The 18,672-nt window shown below is 69.5% G+C and carries 19 protein-coding genes; 11 read left to right on the top strand and 8 right to left on the bottom strand.

Annotation, left to right across the window (positions count from 1 at the left end; genetic code table 11):
- The 4 genes from DI573_RS11585 to DI573_RS11570 all read right to left on the bottom strand — a co-directional run.
- Nucleotides 1–633 (bottom strand): ABC transporter permease (locus tag DI573_RS11585; protein WP_292814307.1); only part of this gene is annotated, 633 nt, incomplete at its 3' end.
- Entirely contained in the window at nt 630–1,571 is a 942-nt protein-coding gene (locus tag DI573_RS11580; protein ID WP_292814304.1) for an ABC transporter permease, read from the bottom strand. The genes DI573_RS11580 and DI573_RS11585, both read right to left, overlap by 4 nt.
- 79 nt (nt 1,572–1,650) lie before the next feature.
- The gene (locus DI573_RS11575; RefSeq protein WP_292814301.1) at nt 1,651–3,195 is read right to left on the bottom strand and encodes an ABC transporter substrate-binding protein; all 1,545 of its coding nucleotides are present in this window, start codon (nt 3,193–3,195) and stop codon (nt 1,651–1,653) included.
- Between the two features lie 41 nt (nt 3,196–3,236).
- Entirely contained in the window at nt 3,237–4,400 is a 1,164-nt protein-coding gene (locus DI573_RS11570; protein ID WP_292814297.1) for a serine hydrolase domain-containing protein, read from the bottom strand.
- Nucleotides 4,401–4,554: 154 nt separating this feature from the next.
- Between DI573_RS11570 and DI573_RS11565 the strand changes: the two genes are divergently transcribed.
- Entirely contained in the window at nt 4,555–5,529 is a 975-nt protein-coding gene (locus DI573_RS11565) for a PaaX family transcriptional regulator C-terminal domain-containing protein (protein WP_292814294.1), read from the top strand.
- A 62-nt stretch (nt 5,530–5,591) separates the two neighbouring features.
- On the top strand, nt 5,592–5,855 hold the full coding sequence (locus DI573_RS11560; protein WP_292814291.1) for a hypothetical protein: 264 nt from the start codon (nt 5,592–5,594) through the stop codon (nt 5,853–5,855).
- 55 nt (nt 5,856–5,910) lie between these two features.
- On the opposite strand, the gene DI573_RS11555 is transcribed toward DI573_RS11560, so the two are convergent.
- Together DI573_RS11555 and DI573_RS11550 are read right to left on the bottom strand one after the other, a co-directional pair.
- Nucleotides 5,911–7,596: a hypothetical protein gene (locus tag DI573_RS11555; RefSeq protein WP_292814289.1), complete on the bottom strand. Its 1,686-nt coding sequence runs from the start codon at nt 7,594–7,596 to the stop codon at nt 5,911–5,913.
- A 137-nt stretch (nt 7,597–7,733) separates the two neighbouring features.
- The gene (locus DI573_RS11550; RefSeq protein ID WP_292814286.1) at nt 7,734–8,819 is read right to left on the bottom strand and encodes an FUSC family protein; all 1,086 of its coding nucleotides are present in this window, start codon (nt 8,817–8,819) and stop codon (nt 7,734–7,736) included.
- Nucleotides 8,820–9,180: 361 nt separating this feature from the next.
- Between DI573_RS11550 and DI573_RS11545 the strand changes: the two genes are divergently transcribed.
- The 5 genes from DI573_RS11545 to DI573_RS11525 all read left to right on the top strand — a co-directional run bounded on the left by DI573_RS11545 (nt 9,181) and on the right by DI573_RS11525 (nt 12,857).
- Complete coding sequence (locus tag DI573_RS11545) at nt 9,181–9,942, top strand: potassium channel family protein (RefSeq protein ID WP_292814283.1); 762 nt, start codon at nt 9,181–9,183, stop codon at nt 9,940–9,942.
- Nucleotides 9,943–10,011: 69 nt separating this feature from the next.
- Entirely contained in the window at nt 10,012–10,818 is an 807-nt protein-coding gene (locus tag DI573_RS11540) for a sulfite exporter TauE/SafE family protein (protein ID WP_292814280.1), read from the top strand.
- 37 nt (nt 10,819–10,855) lie between these two features.
- Nucleotides 10,856–11,305, top strand: a complete 450-nt coding sequence (locus DI573_RS11535; protein ID WP_292814278.1) for a MaoC family dehydratase N-terminal domain-containing protein — start codon at nt 10,856–10,858, stop codon at nt 11,303–11,305.
- A complete protein-coding gene (locus DI573_RS11530) occupies nt 11,302–11,721 on the top strand; it encodes a MaoC/PaaZ C-terminal domain-containing protein (protein WP_292814275.1) in 420 nt (139 codons plus the stop codon). Before DI573_RS11535 ends, DI573_RS11530 begins: the two co-directional genes overlap by 4 nt.
- Nucleotides 11,721–12,857, top strand: a complete 1,137-nt coding sequence (locus DI573_RS11525) for a UDP-N-acetylmuramate dehydrogenase (RefSeq protein ID WP_292814273.1) — start codon at nt 11,721–11,723, stop codon at nt 12,855–12,857. The genes DI573_RS11530 and DI573_RS11525 overlap by 1 nt, the downstream gene beginning before the upstream one ends.
- 96 nt (nt 12,858–12,953) lie before the next feature.
- Here the strand turns inward: DI573_RS11525 and DI573_RS11520 are convergent, their stop codons facing one another.
- Nucleotides 12,954–14,120, bottom strand: coding sequence for a pyridoxal phosphate-dependent aminotransferase (locus DI573_RS11520; RefSeq protein WP_292814271.1), 1,167 nt, complete (start codon nt 14,118–14,120; stop codon nt 12,954–12,956).
- A gap of 126 nt (nt 14,121–14,246) precedes the next feature.
- Here DI573_RS11520 and DI573_RS11515 point away from each other — a divergent pair, with 126 nt between their 5' ends.
- Genes DI573_RS11515 through DI573_RS11500 form a run of 4 tightly spaced genes read left to right on the top strand, consistent with a single transcriptional unit; the run spans nt 14,247 to nt 17,774 of the window.
- A complete protein-coding gene (locus DI573_RS11515; protein WP_292814269.1) occupies nt 14,247–15,137 on the top strand; it encodes an ABC transporter ATP-binding protein in 891 nt (296 codons plus the stop codon).
- On the top strand, nt 15,134–15,943 hold the full coding sequence (locus DI573_RS11510; RefSeq protein WP_292814267.1) for an ABC transporter permease: 810 nt from the start codon (nt 15,134–15,136) through the stop codon (nt 15,941–15,943). The genes DI573_RS11515 and DI573_RS11510 overlap by 4 nt, the downstream gene beginning before the upstream one ends.
- A 26-nt stretch (nt 15,944–15,969) precedes the next feature.
- Entirely contained in the window at nt 15,970–17,148 is a 1,179-nt protein-coding gene (locus DI573_RS11505; protein WP_292814265.1) for a sensor histidine kinase, read from the top strand.
- Entirely contained in the window at nt 17,145–17,774 is a 630-nt protein-coding gene (locus DI573_RS11500; RefSeq protein ID WP_292814263.1) for a response regulator transcription factor, read from the top strand. The genes DI573_RS11505 and DI573_RS11500 overlap by 4 nt, the downstream gene beginning before the upstream one ends.
- Before the next feature lie 5 nt (nt 17,775–17,779).
- On the opposite strand, the gene DI573_RS11495 is transcribed toward DI573_RS11500, so the two are convergent.
- The coding region (locus DI573_RS11495; RefSeq protein ID WP_292814261.1) for an isocitrate lyase at nt 17,780–18,672 on the bottom strand (893 nt) is incomplete at its 5' end.

Raw genomic sequence — 18,672 nt, 5'->3', positions numbered from 1 at the left:
GGTCAGCCCGATCAGGGCGGGCAGCACGTGGCGGAACATGATGCGCACGGGGCCGATCCCGGAAACCGTCGCGGCTGAGACGAACAACTCCTCCCGCAGCGCCAGACAGGTGCTGCGGGTAACGCGGGCGAGGTTGGCGGAGCTGAGCAGGCCCAGGACGAACATGGCGGCGACGATGCTCTGGCTGAAGATCGCGAGCACCGCGAGGATCACGACGATGGCGGGAAGGGACATCAGCACATCGAGCACACCGCCGATGACGCGGTCCGTCCACCCGCCGAGGTACCCGGCGAGGAGGCCGAGCACCAGTCCGAAGACAGCGAAGACGATGCCGGCGACGAGGACGCCCAGGAGCGCCGGCTGGCCGCCGAAGAGCAGCCGGCTGTAGATGTCTCGGCCGAGCTGGTCGGTACCCAGAAGATGGGCCGCCGAGGGGCCGACGAGGATGGCGTCGAGATCCTGCGCGAGCGGGTCGTACGGTGCGATGACCGGAGCGAGCACCACCGCTGCGGTGATCGTGACGATGACGATGAGCGCGATGAGCGGCACCGGACGACGCAGCACCTGGCCGAGCGTCAACCGTGCCGTCGAGGGGGCATCCGATCCGGCGTCCGGTGCCGCGGCAGAGGTCATCGGATTCTCACTTTCGGGTTCAGCAGACCGTAGACGACATCGACGATCAAGTTGGTGAAGATGACGATGAGGGTGAAGGTGATGGCCAGGCCCTGGACGACAGGGACGTCGTGTTTGTTGGTGGCCGACACGATCAGCGTGCCGAGCCCGGGCAGCGCGAACACGTTCTCGATCAGGATGGATCCCGACACGAAGCTGATCAGCGTCAGTCCGATGACGGTCACGACCGCGATCCCGGAACTGCGCAGCGCGTGCTTCCAGATCAGGGAGCCGCGGCTCACTCCGGACGCGCGGAGGGTGCGGATGTAGTCCAGCTCCAATGTCGTGAGCATCCCGTCTCGCGTGACCTTGGCGACCAGCGCGATACCACCGAGGCTCAGCGCGGCGACCGGAAGGATGAGGCTCGTCGCCCAGCCCGAGGGCGAGTCGGCGAAGGAGGTGTACCCCGTCGCGGGCAGGATGCCCATGCCGATCGCGAGGATGGCCACGAGCATGAGTGCGACCCAGAAGTTCGGCAGCGCGTTGCCGATCAGGGACGACACGTCGACGATGCGGCGGACGACTCGTCCTCGCGTGGCGCTGAAGACTCCGAACAGCACGCCGATGACCGTCGCCACGAAGGTGGCGGCGACGATCAGCGAGAGGGTGACGGGCAGACGCTGGCCGATGGTGTCCAGCACGGCCTCGCCGGTGAAGATCGACGAGCCGAAGTCGCCCCGCAGAGCGCTGGAGAGGTACAGCCAGTACTGGACGAGGATCGGCTCGTTCAGGTGCAGCGACTCGCGCAGCGCTTCGTACTGCGCCGTCGTGGCGTTGAGCCCCAGCAGCGTCCGCGCCGGATCCCCGGGCACGAATGCTTGAAGCACGAACGTGATGATCGACGCGATGAACAGCAGGGGAATGGACAGCAGGAGTCTTCGAACGATGATGAAAGTCATGGGTCTCTCTGATCCTGAGCGACGCCGGTCGGGACCGGGGGCGGCCCCGACCGGCGTCCGCTTCACGGACGTCTGATCGTCACTTCGTCCAGGTCACGATCGATGAGACGGCGGCGATGCCGGGGGCGAACACGACACCCTTCAGGTCCGTGTCGTGGAAGGCGTAGGCGTCGAACTGCACGATCGGAACGGCGAGGGCGTTGTCGACGATCACCTTCTGGAATGCCCGCGCTGCCGCGCCGCTGTCGTCGGCGGATGCCGTCGCGAGTGTGTTGAAGGCCTCGGGGATGCCGGGGTCCGATACCTGGAAGACGTTCATGATGGACGTGGGCAGCCAGGCGAACTCGGCGTCGAGGTACTGGGGCTGGCCACCCGTGCCGTTGAGGACCGTGGCGGGGAAGTTCTTTGACACGAGGTCACCGACCCATTCGCCGAAGTTCGTGTTGCCCTTGAGCTCGAGCGTCACGCCGATCTCGGCCCACTGCGCCGCCACGGCCTGGATCATCTTCGTCGATCCGGGATCGAAGGACTGATAGTTCACGGCCATTGTGAATCCGTCGCCGTACCCCGCCTCCTCGAGCAGCTCCCTCGCCTTCTCGGGGTCGTACGGGTACGTGCCCTCGAGGTCGGGGTCGTATCCGTCGAACCCCTGGACGGCGGCCTGATCGATCGGGGTTCCGGCCTCGCCGTAGGCCGCCCTGGCCACGGCCTCCCGGTCGACGGCGTAGTTCAGCGCCTGGCGCACGCGCACATCCGCGAGGGCGGGCGCGACGACGCCCTCGCGATCCAGCAGGTAGACGCCGTTCCAGACGATCGGCGCGGCCGCGATCGCGATCGACTCCTCGTCTTCGACAGTGCTCACCACCGAGGGATCCCCGGCCATCATGTCGATCTGGCCGGACTTCAGGGCCTGCACCTGCGACTGGATCTGGGGGATGACCTTGATCTCGATCTTGTCGAAGTGGATCGCATCCTGATCCCAGAAGTTCTCATTGGGCGTGTAGACGTAGTGGTCCTCGGCGACCGACTGCTCCGGGTCGTAGACATAGGGTCCGGCTCCGAAAGTGGCCGAGGCGAGACCCTCGGGGTCTGCAAGGCCCGCGGCGCTGATGATGTCTCCGCCCAGGATCGTGTTGGAGAACAGGAACGGCAGCATCGGGTTGGGCTCCGACGAGACGACCTCCACGGTGACGTCGTCGACGGCGGTGAGGGTGAGGTTGCGGAAGAACGAGTTGGTCGGGCCGCTGCCGGTGACGAAATACGCGACCGAGTCGACGACCGACTGCGCGGTCAGATCCGTTCCGTCGGCGAATTTCAGGTCGGGGCGCAGGGTGAGGGTGAAGGTCTTGTTGTCGTCGCCGACGTAACCCCACTCCTCGGCCAGCCCGGGGATGAGTTCGCCATCCTCGGACGTGTTGATGAGCGACGCGTAGGCCGGGTCGACGTAGAGCAGGCCGAAGCCGGCGGCAGCCTTCGACGGGTCAAGGCTCACCGGGGGAGTGGCCATGCCGACCGTGAGGGTGTCCGATTCCTCCGACGGCGTGTTCGCCGACCCGGTGCAGCCGGTGATGCCGAGCGCGAGCGCGATGACCGCAGCCCCCACCATTGCTGATCTTCTGAACATTTCGGTCTCCTATGACTCGTGTGTTTCGGGCGGGTGGTGAGCTACTGCTGGAGTCTGCGGATGCTGGCGCGAATCAGTCGCGACAGCTCGATGCCCTTCGGGTCAGCTCCCCCCGGGAGCTGCATCGGCATCGGCACGTAGCCGAAGACACCGCCCGCGCCGTCGTGGCCGAAGGCGCGGTAGCTCGCGAAATCCAGCCGCGGATTGGGCTTCATGTAGACGATGGCGAACGACGTGGGCAGGACCAGCACCCGGTCGGGGCCGACGGACTGCTCGCGGCTCATCTGCTCCGTCGTCGTCTTCGACAGGAGGGGCTCGGCCCCGGGGCCGCCGAGGATCGCCTGGTAGAGGTGGGCGAGTCCTCGGGCCGAGCCGATGCCGTCGATGGCGGCGAAGCCCGACGCGCGCATCCGCCGGCTGTTGGGGCCCATGTCGCCCCCGGCAGGCGGCAGTTCACCGTGCAGCACGTTGAACGCGAGGGCCTGGATACCGTCGGTGGACGAGGCCCGTGCGCTCAGCTCGGCGGCCTCGGCTGGGGTGGGCGCGGGCGGCAGAACCTCGCGGAATCGGGGCTCCTCGGACTCGGGGAAGCCGAGATAAAAGTCGATCTCGCGCGGTGCACGGATTTCGGTCTCGTACACCTCCTGCAGCGATCGTCCCGTCAGCCGCCGGACGAACTCCTCCATGAGGATGCCGATGGTCAGCGCGTGATACCCGTGCGTGGAGCCGGGCTGCCACTGCGGAGCCGTCGCGGCCAGCCTCGCGGCGGCCCGCGCGGAGTCGATGAACTCTTCGACCGCGAAGCCGTCGTCGACGCCGACGAGGCCGGCGCGGTGAGAGAAGACCTGGCGAACGGTGATCTCGCCCTTGCCCTCGGCGGCGAACTCCGGCCAGTACGTCGCCATCGGCTCGTCGAGATCGAACAGACCCCGCTCCAGCAGCAGACCGATGACGGTGGCGGCGACGCCCTTCGTCGCGGAGAACACGCCGGTGACGGAGTCTGCCGCGAGGTCCGGGCCGCCGGTCAGATCGACCACGGTCTCTCCGCGCCAGACCGCGGTGATCTGGGCGCTGAATCGGGGATCGGAGAGCAGCATCGCATCGAGCGCGTTCCTGACCGATTCGAACCCGGGCGCGACGTGCCCTGTCGAGAGTCGAGTCTCGACCGCGGGACCGGGAGAGTGCGTGGCGGGTGATTTCATCATTGAACTCCGAGACGGATCGCGAGGCGACCGGGTTGCATTGAGAGGAACTATGACACGGCAATGGACGCGCGTCAAACGCATTGTCTAGAATGAGGCAGCATCCTGATCGCGTCATGACGCAATAGGCTGACCGCACGCTGATGGGAGGTCGCGAGTGACGTACTACTACCACTCGGTCGTCGACTCTCCGCATCTGCCCCGAGATCTCGAGCATGAATCGGCGCCCAGCCTCGTCCTTCTGCTGATCGGGGAGTTCTGGCGCTACAGCCCGAAGCTTCCCATCCCGTCGGCCGCGCTGGTCGAGCTCGTCGCGCCCCTGGGGGTGTCGCCCGAAGCCGCGCGCGCAGCCCTCAGCCGTCTCGCGCGTCGGGGCACACTCGAGGTCTCACGGTCCGGACGCAACACGGCCTATGCCCTCAGTCCCGACGTCGCGGCCACTGTGCCCGTCAGCGAACGACTCACGATGTCCTTCGGCCGCGAAGAGCGGACCTGGGACGGGGAGTGGACGGTGGTCGTCTTCTCACTCAGCGAGCAGGAGCGTGACCGCCGGCAGCGTCTTCGCGAATGGCTTCGCTGGCTCGGATTCGGGCCGGCACGCGACGGTGTGTGGATATCGCCGCACGCCGATGTCGCCCTGATCGAGAAGTCGCTGGGCGAGCATCTTCCCAGCGACGGCCTGATCTTCCGTTCGTCGCACATGGTGGGCGACCTCGATCCGCACGAGCTCTGGCCGCTCGCGGAGATCCGCCAGGTCTACCTGGACTTCATCGCGGATCTGCGCCCGTTCGTCTATCGGCTCCGTGCCGGCGAGGTGGCGCCTGCCGAGGCGCTCAAGATCGCCCTCGTCGCGCTCGGCCGCTGGCGGGGGTTTCCCACTATCGACCCGGATCTGCCTGCGCCCTACCTCCCCAGCGACTGGCCGCGGCGCGAGGCCCGCCGGCTGTTCGTCGCGGTGTACGACGCCTGCGTCCCGCTCGCGAATCGTTACGTGCGCGGCGTCCTGGAGCGTTACGATGCCGCACTCGCCGAGACGACGGGTGCCTTGACCGTCGAGGGGGCCCTCGCCCACTACGCCGCGCGGGAGGACGCGCGCGACGCGACGGTCATCGCGCCGCTCGCGACCGGTTGACATCGTGCGGTGGCGAAGAACGCCAGGCGACTGATGGCGCCGCATCTGGCACGATGAGGGCCATGAGTGCGTCGTCCCGTGAACCGGAGCCCGCGGATCTGCCGTCCAAGGTCATCCGCGCGAGCTTCGCCACCGAGCAGGCCGTCTACGGGGTCATCCTCGTCTCGGGGATGATCGTCGTCGCAGGCATGCACCGGGCCACCTCGCTGCAGGTGCTCCTGACCGTCGTCGTGACGGTCCTGGTCTTCTGGATCGCTCATGTCTATGCCGGGACGGTCGCCCACCACGGTCTCTACGAGCACCGCGAGCGCTCGTCAGGACGTTGAGCACCGCGGCGTTCGGCCTCGTCATGGTCGTGCTCAAGGCCGTCGTGCACTGACCTCAGCCGCTGATGCGTCCCGTGATCGAGAGATCGGACATCTCGACGGTCGCCGTCTGCACCGGCGAATACGGATAGATGCGGATGCGCACCTCCTTGCCCGTCAGGGCGAGCCCCGTGACGCTGAAGGCGCTGAGCTTGGGTCGTTGCGTCGCGATCGGCTGTGAGAGCAGGGTGGTCGGTCGGCCGTCGACGACGGCGACGATGACCAGACCTCGAGGCTGCGCATCCCCGCCTCGGGCGGCCTTCAGCTGGATCGACTCGACGGTCACCGTCGATCCGGCCACGGCCGGGGTGAGCACCGTCTCGACGTAGGCGGCATTCGTCTTCGGCGTCGTGGTGGTCGGGTTGGTCTGCAGCAGCTTTCGACCGTAGGCGGGGGTGTAGTCGCCGTATTTGGGTGCGGTGCCGAATCCGCTGCCGGTGATCGGAGTCACTCTGACCCCCTGGCCGGACGACGACGGCGCGGAGCCGCTCAAAGCGAAGCTCGCGAGGGTCTGGGAATCGCCCGTGACAGGTGCGGGGGCGAGGGCCGCGGGGGCTGCCGTCGCCCGCTGATCCGCCGAGGCGACGGAGGATGCCGTGGGCCCCACGCCCGCTGCGGCCTCTGCCGCGTAGAGGTCGCGAATGGCCTGGACGGCGGGTTTCTCCCGCGTGATCGTGCCCTTCGAATCGTTGGCGAAGATGCCGAAGTAGGCCTCGAAACGGTCGGAGGACTTGCGCGGTGGGATGTCCTCATCGGCGTACACGAACGCGTGCGTGATCCAGGGGTACTCGTCGCGCAGATACTCGAGCACGCCGGTGATGCGCACGGCCTGTCCCGCCTCGCTCTGTGCCACCCGTCCTGCACCCCATGAACCATTTCCCTTCGCGCCGGGGACGGTGGTGGTGCCGAACTCGCTCAGCCACACCATCGCGGGCCAGTGCCCGTGCTCCTTCATGACGCTCTCGAGGAAGGCGTACCGGGAGCCATCGCCCTGCGGGTCGTAGTTGTGGAAGCTCACACCGTCGGATGCCGATGCGTACCCGCCCCTGTAGACGTCCTTGAGCCAGGTCTTCCAGTTCGACGCGTACACGTTCTCGCTGGCGCCGATGATCTGGAATCCGGGATCGACCGACTTGAGTTTCGGGTAGGCGTTCTTGGCGGCCGCCGCGTAGGCCGCCCCCGACACCAGGCCGTTGCTCTCGTTCGGGTGCTCGAAGACGACATCGTCGGGGGTGAGGCCGTGTTTGGTCTTGACGTACTGCGCGAGGTCGCGGACGAAGTCGCCGTAGCGCGCCTGTTCGGTGGCGTTCAGGGGCACTTTCTTGTTGTAGACGGCACCCCGGAACGACGCGCGCAGCAGCACCTTCATTCCCGCCTTGCGGATGGGGACGAGGTATTCGTCGACGTTCGCCCGCCAGTTGCCGTCACTGTTGAAGCCCACGCGTGCCCAGACGGTGCCGGGGGTCATCTCGCCGAGGGTGGCGTAGTGCGCCGGCGAGACGGGCCCCGAGAGGGCCTCTCCGTTGAGGGAGAAGCCCAGCGCCGGCAGCGTGCCCGGTTCGCGTGTGCTCGCGTGCGCCGTGCGGCTCGTGTCCGCGGCGCTCGCGACGGGAGCCGCCAGGGCGCCCATGACGACCGCGGCGGCCGTGGCGAAGATGAGGGCCCTTCGGGTGGCTCGGGTCAGAAGCGGGGGGAGGGTCATCGGTCGCAAGTCTCCTTGGGGTGGGTGCCGCCGGCCGGATGATTCTCCCTCACGCTAGCGACGTGAGATGACGGGCGTGTGACGCGAAACCCCGTGAGGCACAGAGCGCACATCGCCGGGCACGGGGATCCCCCGGATCACGCGAACGGCCGGGCGGCCTCGAGGATGCGCCGCAGGCACTCGATGGCGGTCAGCTCCGCGCCGGCATCGCGCGGCGGGCTGAGGCGCTCGGGAACGAGCCGCGCATACTCGTCGAGGCCCGCCTCGGCGGTCGCGAGCAGATCTGGGGCGTCCGGGCTGCCGACGGGCGCCGCCACGAACGCACCGGTCGCGCGGATGACGGCGGCGAGCTCGTCGCGGTGTGCGGCGCCCAGCAGCGGCGATCGCTGCTCGTGCATGCGGGCGAGCACATCGGCCAGGTCGCGGGTGAAGAACACGATGCGCTCGATCGCGCGGAAGCGCGCGGTGTTCTCGCGCTGCTGTTCGCGATGGCGGATGCTGCGCGGATTGCCTTTGCGGCTCACATCGCCCTCGCGCACGTCGTCCGCGACGTCGGCGGCGGTGTCCGCGAGCGCGACCATCGCCTCACCGAGTGCGTCGCTATCGAGGGCGCCATCGGCGACGGCGCCGGCCATGGTGTCGAGATCGCTCGCGATCTGGTCGCGCAAGGCCGAGAGCCGCTCGCCGGCGTGCCGCAGGCGCAGGGGCGGCGCGATCAGCACGTTCACGAGCATGCCGACCAGCACACCGAAGCCCATCGTCGCGAGATACGAGATCGAGAATCCGTCGGCGTCCGAGCCGCCGAGCATCAGCACGAACAGCCCCGCGATCGCGATCCAGTCGCGACCCACGCCGAGGGCGCGCCCGCCGCCGAGCAGGACACCGACGCCCACCACGAGCGCGAGGACCGGCAGCACGGGCACGCCGGCACGAATGAGGAGGATCCCCGCGACACCCAGCACGATGCCCACGGCGAGCCCCATCAGGGCCTGCAGTCCGGAGCGTGCCGAGGCCGCCAGCGTGGGATACATCGCGACCAGCACGCCGAGCGGTGCGTAGTAGGAGTACTCGTCGTCGGCGAAGGGGATCAGGGGCGCCAGCCACCACGCGATCACGGCCGCACCGGCGGCCTTCGCCGCCAGCAGAAGCTGGGCGGCATTCACGACCTGGCCCGCGGCGGTGCGCGCCGACCGGCCGATCCTGGAGGGTGCGCGGGCCATCATGCTCAGACCATGATGCCCCTCGCGGCGCGGATATCGCGTTAGCGCGATGCCTGCGCACGCAAGAAAAGCCCTCCTGCGCCGTCGTCTTCCCCAGTCGTCGGCGCAGGAGGGACTTGTCTTGTTTCCCCCCGAAGCGTGTCGCCCCATCGCACGCCGATGAGACTGGCGATGCAAAGTCCCCACTTCACATCGTTGAGATCGGGTATGGGAAAAGCTACCGGACCGGCAGTGTTTCTGTCCACCGAATGGGGGACAAAAATGTGGGTACATCTGATCCCTTGCGATCGGCCCCGCGACGGCGCTCGCGATGGTGCGGCGGGGCGCCGCGGGGGTGCCGGGACGCGCCTCTAGAGTGCGGTGCATGACCGAGGATCGCTGGGAGAAGCTGACCTACTGGCCGTTGATCGCGGCATCCCTGGTCTTCACCGTCGCCTACTCCTGGCAGGTCATCGCCGAGCTGCGCGGCCCCGACCGACTCGTCACCGAGTCGCTGATCTTCATCACCTGGCTGATGTTCGTCGTCGACTACGTCGTGCGCCTCTCGCTCGCGAGCGAGCGCGGACGATGGTTCCGTCGCCACATCTTCGACCTCGTCGTCGTGCTGGTGCCGGCCCTGCGACCGCTGCGGCTGCTGCGCGTGCTGACGGTGTTCCACGTGCTCCGCCGTACGGCGGGCTCGGCGCTGCGCAGCCGCATCATGATCTACGGCGCGGCCGCGGCCCTCATGCTGATCTATCTGGCGGCCCTCTCGGTGCTCGAGGCCGAGCGTGCTTCGCCCGAGGCCAACATCACGAACTTCTGGGATGCGCTGTGGTGGGCCTTCGTCACGATCACGACCGTCGGCTACGGCGACTACACGCCGGTGACCTTCCTCGGTCGCCTGGTCGCGGTGGGGCTGATGATCGGGGGCGTCGCGGTCGTGGGAACGGTCACCGCGACGCTCGCGTCGTGGGTTGCCGAGCGCGCGGCCCGGGGGCACGAGGACGAGCTGCCGGCGACGCGCGCGGAGATCCACGAGATGTCGGCGCGACTCGAGCAGGTCGCGCAGATGTTCGGCGCACCGCCCGCCCGCTCGCCGCGGCCGGCGGACGCCGGGCGCGCACCCGACGCCGACCCGGCGTGATCGGGGGCGCCCCGGCGCTCCACTAGGGTTTCTCTGCGGCCCGCTACCCCGGTCGTGGGAGGGCGGATGATGAGCGACGATCCAGCACGGGCGATCGACGAGCGGACGTGGGGAGCGCGTCGAATCCTCACGCACCTCGGGATCGGGCTGTTCGCAGGACTGCTCTCGGGCATGTTCGGCGTCGGCGGCGGGGTGGTGATCGTGCCGTTGCTGGTGCTGCTCGCGACCTACCCGCAGCGCCGCGCGACGGGCACCTCACTGGGTGCGATCGTGCCCACCGCCACCGTCGGCGTCATCGCGTACGCCCTGACCCAGGACGTCGCCTGGATCCCGGCCCTGATCCTCGCCGCCGGCGCCGTCGTCGGCGCCCAGGTCGGCAGCTGGCTGCTGCCGAAGGTGCCCGTCAAGGCGCTGCAGCTCGGCTTCGCCGGCTTCATGCTCGCGGTCGTCGTCAGCCTCTTCTTCGTGGTGCCGGTGCGCGGCGAGCCGTTCGATCTGACGTGGGTCACGGGTGCGGGCCTGGTCGGCCTGGGACTCATCACCGGGGTGCTGTCTGGCCTTCTGGGCGTGGGTGGCGGAATCATCGTCGTCCCCGCACTCATGCTCCTGTTCGGCACGAGCGACCTGATCGCGCGCGGGACGAGCCTGCTGATGATGATCCCGACCGCCATCTCCGGCACCATCGGCAACATTCGACGCGGCAACATCGACCTGCTGGGGGCGCTGCTGGTCGGCGTCGCGGCGTGCACCACCACCGCGCTCGGCGCATGGATCGCCAAGAGCATCGACCCCTTCACCGGCAACATGATCTTCGCGGTGTTCCTCGTCTTCATCGCCGGGCAGATCGTCTACCGCGCGTTGCGCCGCAAGGGCTGACCACGGCCCGGTCGCGACCGCTCGGTAGGATGGCCGGGTGTCAGTGAACCCCGAGCTGGTCGGGCGGGTCTTCCCGCCGACCGCCCCCTACCTCGTGGGTCGTGAGAAGGTGCGCGAGTTCGCCCGCGCCGTCTTCGCGACCGACCCCCAGCACGCGGATCCGGCCGCCGCGCAGGCCCTCGGGTACCCCGACATCGTGGCCCCGCCCACCTTCGCGATGGTCATCCAGGACCTCACGCTGCAGCAGCTGCTCGCCGAGCCCGACGCGGGAATCGCGCTCGAGCGCACCATCCACGCCGAGCAGCGCTTCGCCTACAGCCGCCCGATCGTCGCGGGCGACGAGCTGCGCGCCACCCTCGCCGTGACCGGCGTGCGCGCCGTCGGAAAGGGTGCGATGGTCACGAGCGAGGCCCGGATCGTCGACGCCGACGGTGCGCACGTCGTGACGGCGACATCCATCCTGCTGATCGGAGGCGAGGACGCATGAGCGCAGCCGACCTGCCCGCCGTGGGCGAGATCGTGGCCGAACGCTCGGTGCATCTGACGCGCGAGTCCCTCGTGCGGTACGCCGGCGCCTCGGGTGATTTCAACCCCATCCACTACCGCGACGACGTCGCAGCGAGGGTGGGTCTTCCGGGTGTGCTCGCGCACGGGATGCTGACCATGGGTCTTGCCGGGGCGACGATCGTGCCGTGGCTCGGCGACGCCGGTCGGATCACCGACTACGGCGTGCGCTTCACCCGCCCCGTCGTCGTCGACGCCGAGACGGGCGCGGACGTACACGTGGTCGCGACGCTCGCGCAGTTCGACGCCGAGGCCCGCACCGGCCGCATCGATCTGACCGTGACCTGCGCCGACACGACGGTGCTGGGCAAAGCCCAGGTGCGCGTGACGTTCGCCTGATGCCCGAATTGACCCCTCGGCCGCTCGCCGAGCTGACGACACTGCGAACCGGCGGCGTCCCCGAGCGCCTCGTCGAGGCGGACACGCGCGACGCCCTCGTCGCCGCGCTGCGGCAGGCGTGGGCCGCGCGCGAGCCGTGGCTCGTGCTGGGCGGCGGCTCGAACCTCTTCGTCGGGGATGAGGAGGTCGAGGGCACCGTCGTGCTGGTGCGCACACGCGGCATCGAACAACTGCCTTCGCCCCGCGAGGGCCACGTGCGCCTGCGCGTCGCGGCCGGACACGACTGGGACGAACTCGTCGCCTACACCGTCGCCGAGGGCCTCGCGGGCATCGAGGCGATGTCCGGCATCCCCGGCACGGTGGGCGCCGCTCCGGTGCAGAACATCGGCGCCTACGGGCAGGAGATCGAGCAGACCCTCATCGAGGTGGAGCTGATCGACGAGGCCACCGGCGAGGTCTCGATCCTTCCCGCGGCGCAGCTCGGGCTGGGCTTTCGCACCTCGGTCCTGAAGGCGCACTATGGGTCGGTCGCGGAGCGTTCGGCCGTGATCCTCTCGGTCACCCTCGAGCTGCGGGCCGTCGGTGCCGGTGCCTTTCCCGTGCGGGGCGAGCAGTTGCGCCGTGCGCTCGGCATCGACGCGACAGCATCCGTCACCCTGGCGTGGATCCGCGACCATGTGCTGGCCACCCGCGCGGCGAAGGGCATGGTGCTCGACGATGCCGACCCTGACACCTACAGCGCGGGGTCGTTCTTCCAGAACGCGATCGTGTCGACGTCCTTCGCCAGGACGCTGCCCGATGAGTGCCCGCGGTGGCCGGTCAAGCCCGACATGGACACCGTGACCGTGATTCCGCTGGCGACGTGGGATGGCACCGTGCCGCAGCCCTCGGGCGCGGCGCCCGATGTCAAGGTCAGCGCCGCGTGGCTCATCGAGCACTCCGGGCTGCGCAAGGGGTTCAAGCTTCCGCGCTCGCGGGCGGCGCTCTCGAGCAAGCACGCCCTCGCGCTGACCAATCGAGGCGGGGCCAGCGCGGCAGAGATCGCCGAGCTCGCACGCTTCATCCAGGGCCGGGTGCAGTCCGAGTTCGGGCTGATCCTGCAGCCCGAGCCCGTCCTGCTCAACGTCGAGCTCTAGCTCGTTCGCCGAGCGCACGGGTTGTCGCCGAGTGCACGTCCTCCCCGCGCGGGCGAAGTCGTGCACTCGGCGACACGCCGTGCACTCGGCGGCAGATCAGGCGAAGAGACGCTGCAGGCGCTGGATGCCCTCGAGGAGAGCGTCGTCGCCGAGCGCGTACGACAGGCGCAGATACCCGCTCGGACCGAACGCCTCGCCGGGGACGACCGCGACCTCGGCCTGTTCGAGGATGAGGTCGGCGAGCTCGAGAGAGGTCGTCGGCGTCACTCCCGCCCACTCGCGCCCGAGCAGACCCGTGACGTCGGGATAGACGTAGAACGCGCCGAGCGGGGTGGGCACCGAGACGCCGTCGATCTTCGACAGCTCGCCGACGATGAGGCGGCGGCGGCGATCGAACGCGGCGCGGAAGGCCTCGGCCTCGTCCTGCGGACCGGTGAGGGCCGCGGCCGCGGCGCGCTGGGCGATGTTGTTGACGTTGCTCGAGAGGTGCGACTGCAGGTTGCCGGCGAGCTTGATCGCGTCGGCCGGACCGACCATCCAGCCCACGCGCCACCCGGTCATGGCGTAGGTCTTGGCGACACCGTTGACCAGCAGCGTCTGACCCGCAAGCTCCGGCACGGCCTCGACGATCGACACGGCCCGGGCACCCTCGTAGACGAGGTTCTGGTAGATCTCGTCGGTGATGACCCAGATGCCGTGAGCGAGCGCCCACTCGCCGATCGCGGTCGTCTCCTCGGGCGTGTAGACGGCGCCGGTGGGGTTCGAGGGCGAGACGAACACGAGCACCGTCGTGCGGTCGGTGCGGGCGGCCTCGGCGCCCGCGAACACCTCGACCGGCACGCCGTCGGCCAGTGCGATCGCCTCCGGGTAGGTGGTCCAGTAGGGAGCCGGCAGCAGCACCTCGTCGCCGGGGTTCACGACCGTCTGAAAGGCCTGATAGACAGCCTGCTTGCCGCCGTTGGTCACGATGATCTGCGAGGGTGCGACCTCGAGTCCCGAGTCGCGCAGCGTCTTGGCGGCGATCGCCTCGCGGAGCACCGGCAGACCCGCGGCCGGGGTGTAGCGGTAGTTGGCGGGGTCGCGCAGGGCCGAGGCGGCAGCATCCACGATGAAGGGCGGCGTCGCGAAATCGGGCTCGCCCGCGGCGTAGGAGATGACGGGGCGACCCGCCGCCTGCAGGGCCTTGGCCTTGGCGTCGACCTTGAGGGTCGCCGACTCGGCGATGGCGGACAGTTTGCGGGAGAGCGGAGCGCGTTCGGTCACGCGTTAGAGCGTAGTCGGCCCCGTTCGCGGATGACGTGAGGGATGCCGGGGGTCCACCGAATGGGGGATGCCGACTCCTGCGAACGGACGCTGTCGCAGGTCTCGCCCCGGCGGCAGGGTGGAGACATGGACACGAATGCGGTGCGGGTGCGGAACCTGCGCAAGAGCTACGGAGATCGACATGTCGTGGACGACGTGTCGTTCGATATCGCGCGCGGCGAGACCTTCGCGCTTCTCGGACCCAACGGCGCGGGCAAGTCCACGACCGTCGAGATCCTCGAGGGGTATCGTCGGCGCACCTCCGGCGAGGTCTCGGTGCTGGGTGTGGACCCCGCACGCGGCGACCTGGACTGGAAGGCGCGCCTGGGCATCGTGCTGCAGGCGCACGGCGAGGCGGGATTGGTCACCGTGCGCGAGCAGCTGCGGCAGTTCGCCGGCTACTACCCGCGTGCTCGCGACGTCGACGAGGTCATCGCGGCGGTGGGGCTCGAGGCGCAGGCGAACACACGCATCTCGAAGCTCTCGGGAGGCCAGCAGAGGCGGGTGGATGTCGCGCTCGGCATCATCGGACGCCCCGAGCTGCTCTTCCTCGACGAGCCGACGACGGGGTTCGACCCGCACGCGCGGCGAGAGTTCTGGGAGCTGATCCGGGGTCTGAAGGACGACGGGGTCACGATCCTGCTCACCACCCACTATCTCGACGAGGCGGCGCAGCTCGCCGACCGTGTGGCCGTGATCGCCGCCGGACGCCTGCGTGCGATCGGCCCCGTCGCGACGTTCGGGGGAGAGCGTGCGACGACGCCGATCGTGCGCTGGATCGAGGCGGGGGAGGTGCACGAGAGGCGGGTCGCCGAGCCATGGGCCTTCGTCACCGCCCTCGCCGCACGTCTGGGTACCGAGCCCGCCGGGCTCGAGATCCGTCGCCCGAGCCTCGAGGACATCTACCTCGAGCTCGTCGAAGAACCCCCGACATCCCCCGCGCCCGCTGCGGCGCCGACCGAAGGAGCACGGCGATGAGCGTCGCGACCCTGGGCGTGTGGCGCGCCCGATACGAACTGCGCACCTACTTCCGCTCGGCGGACACGCTGTTCTTCACCTTCCTGTTCCCCGTCGTCATGCTGGCGCTGTTCAGCACGATCTTCGGAGCCGACGGCGACTTCCAGCCCGCCCCCGGCGTGCCCGCGCTGCCGGTGGCGCAGATCTATCTGCCGGGGCTGATGGCCGCGGGCCTGCTGCTCTCGGGGTTCCAGAACCTCGCGATCGACATCGCGATCGAGCGCACGGAGGGAACCCTCAAGCGCCTGGGCGGCACCCCGCTCTCGCCGGTCAGCTACTTCCTCGGCAAGATCGGGCAGGTCCTCGCCACCGGCGTGCTGCAGGCGGCACTGCTGCTGGGTGTCGCGGCGCTCGTCTTCGGGGTGGAGCTGCCCCGCGACGCCGCGGCCTGGGGCACGTTCGCGTGGGTCTTCGTGCTCGGCATCACGACGTCAGCGCTCCTGGGCATCGCCCTGTCGTCGCTGCCGCGGACCGGAAAGAGCGCCACGGCCGTGGTCGTGCCGATCGCCCTCGTGCTGCAGTTCATCTCGGGCGTGTACCTCTTCTTCTGGCAGCTGCCCGAGTGGCTGCAGAACATCGCGAGCATCTTCCCGCTGGCGTGGATGGCGCGCGGCATGCGCGCGGTCTTCCTGCCGGAGGAGTACGCGGCGCTCGAACCCACCGGCGAGTGGGACCTCGGCTGGGTGGTGCTCGCGCTCGCTGCGTGGCTCGTCGTGGGGCTCGTGCTCAGCCGCCTCACCTTCCGGTGGATCCGGCGCGACGCGTAGCCTGAGCGGGGAGTGAGGGGAACGCCATGCTGAACCGCCGGTGGTGGGACATCGCGGTCACGGGCGCGGCGGCGGTCATCGTCGTCGCCCTGCTCGCCGGCCTCGGGTCCGACGAGGCGGGCACCCGCGTGGGCGGCATCGTCGCGATCGTCGTGTTCGCGGTGCTCTACGCCGTGATCGCGCGACCGGTGATCGGCCGCGATCCGGGCTGGCGCTATCCCGTCTTCGTCGCAGCGCTGGGGGTCCTCCTGATCGTCGCGACCTCGGTGGCGCCTTTTCTGGCGATGCTGCAGACCCTCGCCTACCCGCTCGTCTGGGTGCTCGCCCCGCGCCGGCGGCCCGCGGTGATCGCCTCGGGCGTCGTCGCCCTCGCGGTCTGGATCGGCTTCTTCGTCGGCGGCGGTTTCGGCTGGTCGGCGTTCGTGTCGGGAGCGACCACGGCGATCTTCTCGTTCGTGTTCGCGACGGCCCTCGGCCTGTGGATCTACAGCATCGCCGAGTACGGCGAAGAGCGGGCGCGGCTCCTCGCCGAGCTCACCGCCGCGCAGCGAGAGGTGGAGGCGCTCAGCCGCGATCGCGGAGCCGCGGCCGAGCGCGAGCGCCTGGCCCGCGACATCCACGACACCCTCGCGCAGACCCTCGCGGGCCTCGTGCTTCTCGCCGAGCGCGCGGGTCGTCAGTCCCGCGAGGGTCAGACGGATGCCGCCGCCGACACCGTCGCGACGCTCGAGCAGATCGCGCGCGAGGCACTGGGCGAGGCGCGCGCTCTCGTCTCGCGCACGGCGGCGGTGCCCTCGGACGCTGCGTTCGAAGCCGCCCTCGAACGCCTCGTCGCGCGGTTCCGGGCCGAGGCGGGGCTCGCTATCGATCTGGATCTGCACGCGGCGCCGGGGGCGGCATCCCTCGCTCGTGAGGCCCAGGTCGTGCTGCTGCGCTGCCTGCAGGAGGCACTGGCCAACGTGCGCAAGCATGCCCGGGCGACGCTCGTGCGCGTGAGCGTGCGAGTGGATGCTGCCGGCGCGGTCGATCTGGTCGTCGCCGATGACGGCCGGGGCTTCGACGCCGGCACCGCACCGCGAGGCTTCGGGCTCGACGGCATGGCCGAGCGTGTGGGGCTGGCCGGCGGGGAGTTCGCGGTCGTGTCGGCCGCCGGGGCGGGGACCACGGTCACGGTGCGCGTGCCCGACGCGGTGGTGCCGGCATGATCCGCCTCGTCATCGCCGATGATCACCCCATCGTGCGGGCTGGACTTGCGGGGCTGCTCTCGGACGAGGCCGGGCTCGAGGTCGTGGGCGAGGCCGCCGACGGCGACGCGGCGGTGCGTCTGGCGGCCGCGACCCGCCCGGATGTCGTGCTCATGGACCTGCGCATGCCCGGTGTCGACGGGGTCGCGGCGACCGTGCGCATCGTCGCGGGGGAGGCGGGCGACCCCGCCCCCCGCGTGCTGATCCTCACGACCTACGAGTCCGACGATCAGATCCTCGCCGCGATCGAGGCGGGAGCCAGCGGCTACCTGCTCAAGGCGGCCCCGCGCGACGAGATCGTCGCGGGCATCCGATCGGTCGCGGCGGGGCAGACGGCGCTCTCCCCCCAGGTCGCGGTGGCCCTGGTTCAGCGCATGCGCGAGCCGACAGCATCCCTCTCGCTGACGGCCCGCGAGCGCGACGTGCTCTCGCGCGTCGCGCGGGGCCGCAGCAACAAGCAGATCGCGGTGGATCTGGGGATCGGCGAATCGACCGTGAAGACGCACCTGATCAAGGTGTTCGACAAGCTCGGTGTCGCCGACCGCACCCGTGCGGTGACCCTGGCCATGGAGCGCGGGCTGCTCTGACGACGTCAGCCGAACTGATTCATCGTGTTGTTGTTGCCGCCGGCCTTGAGGGCCGCATCCCCCGCGAAGTACTCCTTGTGGTTGTCGCCGATATCGCTTCCGGCCATGTTCTGGTGCTTGACGGTCGCGATGCCCTCGCGGATCTCGCGACGCTGCACGCCGCGGACGTACGCCAGCATCCCCTCGTCGCCGAAGTAGCCCTTGGCCAGGTCATCCGTCGACAGCGCGGCGGTGTGATAGGTCGGCAGCGTGATGAGGTGGTGGAAGATGCCCGCGCGAGCCGCTCCGTCGCGCTGGAAGGTGCGGATCTTCTCGTCGGCGAGCCGGGCGAGCGCCGTGTCGTCGTAGGCGACGTTCATGAGGTCGGCGCGGTCGTAGGCCGAGACGTCCTCGCCCTGGGCCGCCAGCAGATCGTAGGCCTGCTGGCGGAAGTTGAGGGTCCAGTTGAACGACGGGCTGTTGTTGTAGACGAGCTTCGCGTTCGGCACCGCCTTGCGGATCTCATCGACCATGCCGGCGATCTGCTCGATGTGCGGCTTCTCGGTCTCGATCCACAGCAGGTCGGCGCCGTTCTGCAGCGCCGTGATGCAATCGAGCACGACACGCTCTTCGCCGGTGCCCGCGCGGAACTGGTAGAGGTTGCTTGCCAGGCGCTTCGGACGCAGCAGCTTGCCCTCCCGCCGGATCACGACGTCGCCGTCGCCGAGAGTGGATGCTGTGACCTCCTCGACGTCGAGGAACGCGTTGTAGCGGTCGCCGAGATCGCCCGGTGCGTGCGAGACGGCGAGCTTCTGGGTGAGGCCTGCGCCGAGCGAGTCGGTACGGGCGACGATGATGCCGTTGTCGATCCCGAGCTCGAGGAAGGCGTACCGCACGGCATTGAGCTTTGCGATGAAGT

The organism is Microbacterium sp., from assembly GCF_003248605.1.
Classification (GTDB): Bacteria; Actinomycetota; Actinomycetes; order Actinomycetales; family Microbacteriaceae; genus Microbacterium.
This window is presented reverse-complemented; position numbering and strand designations above follow the sequence as displayed.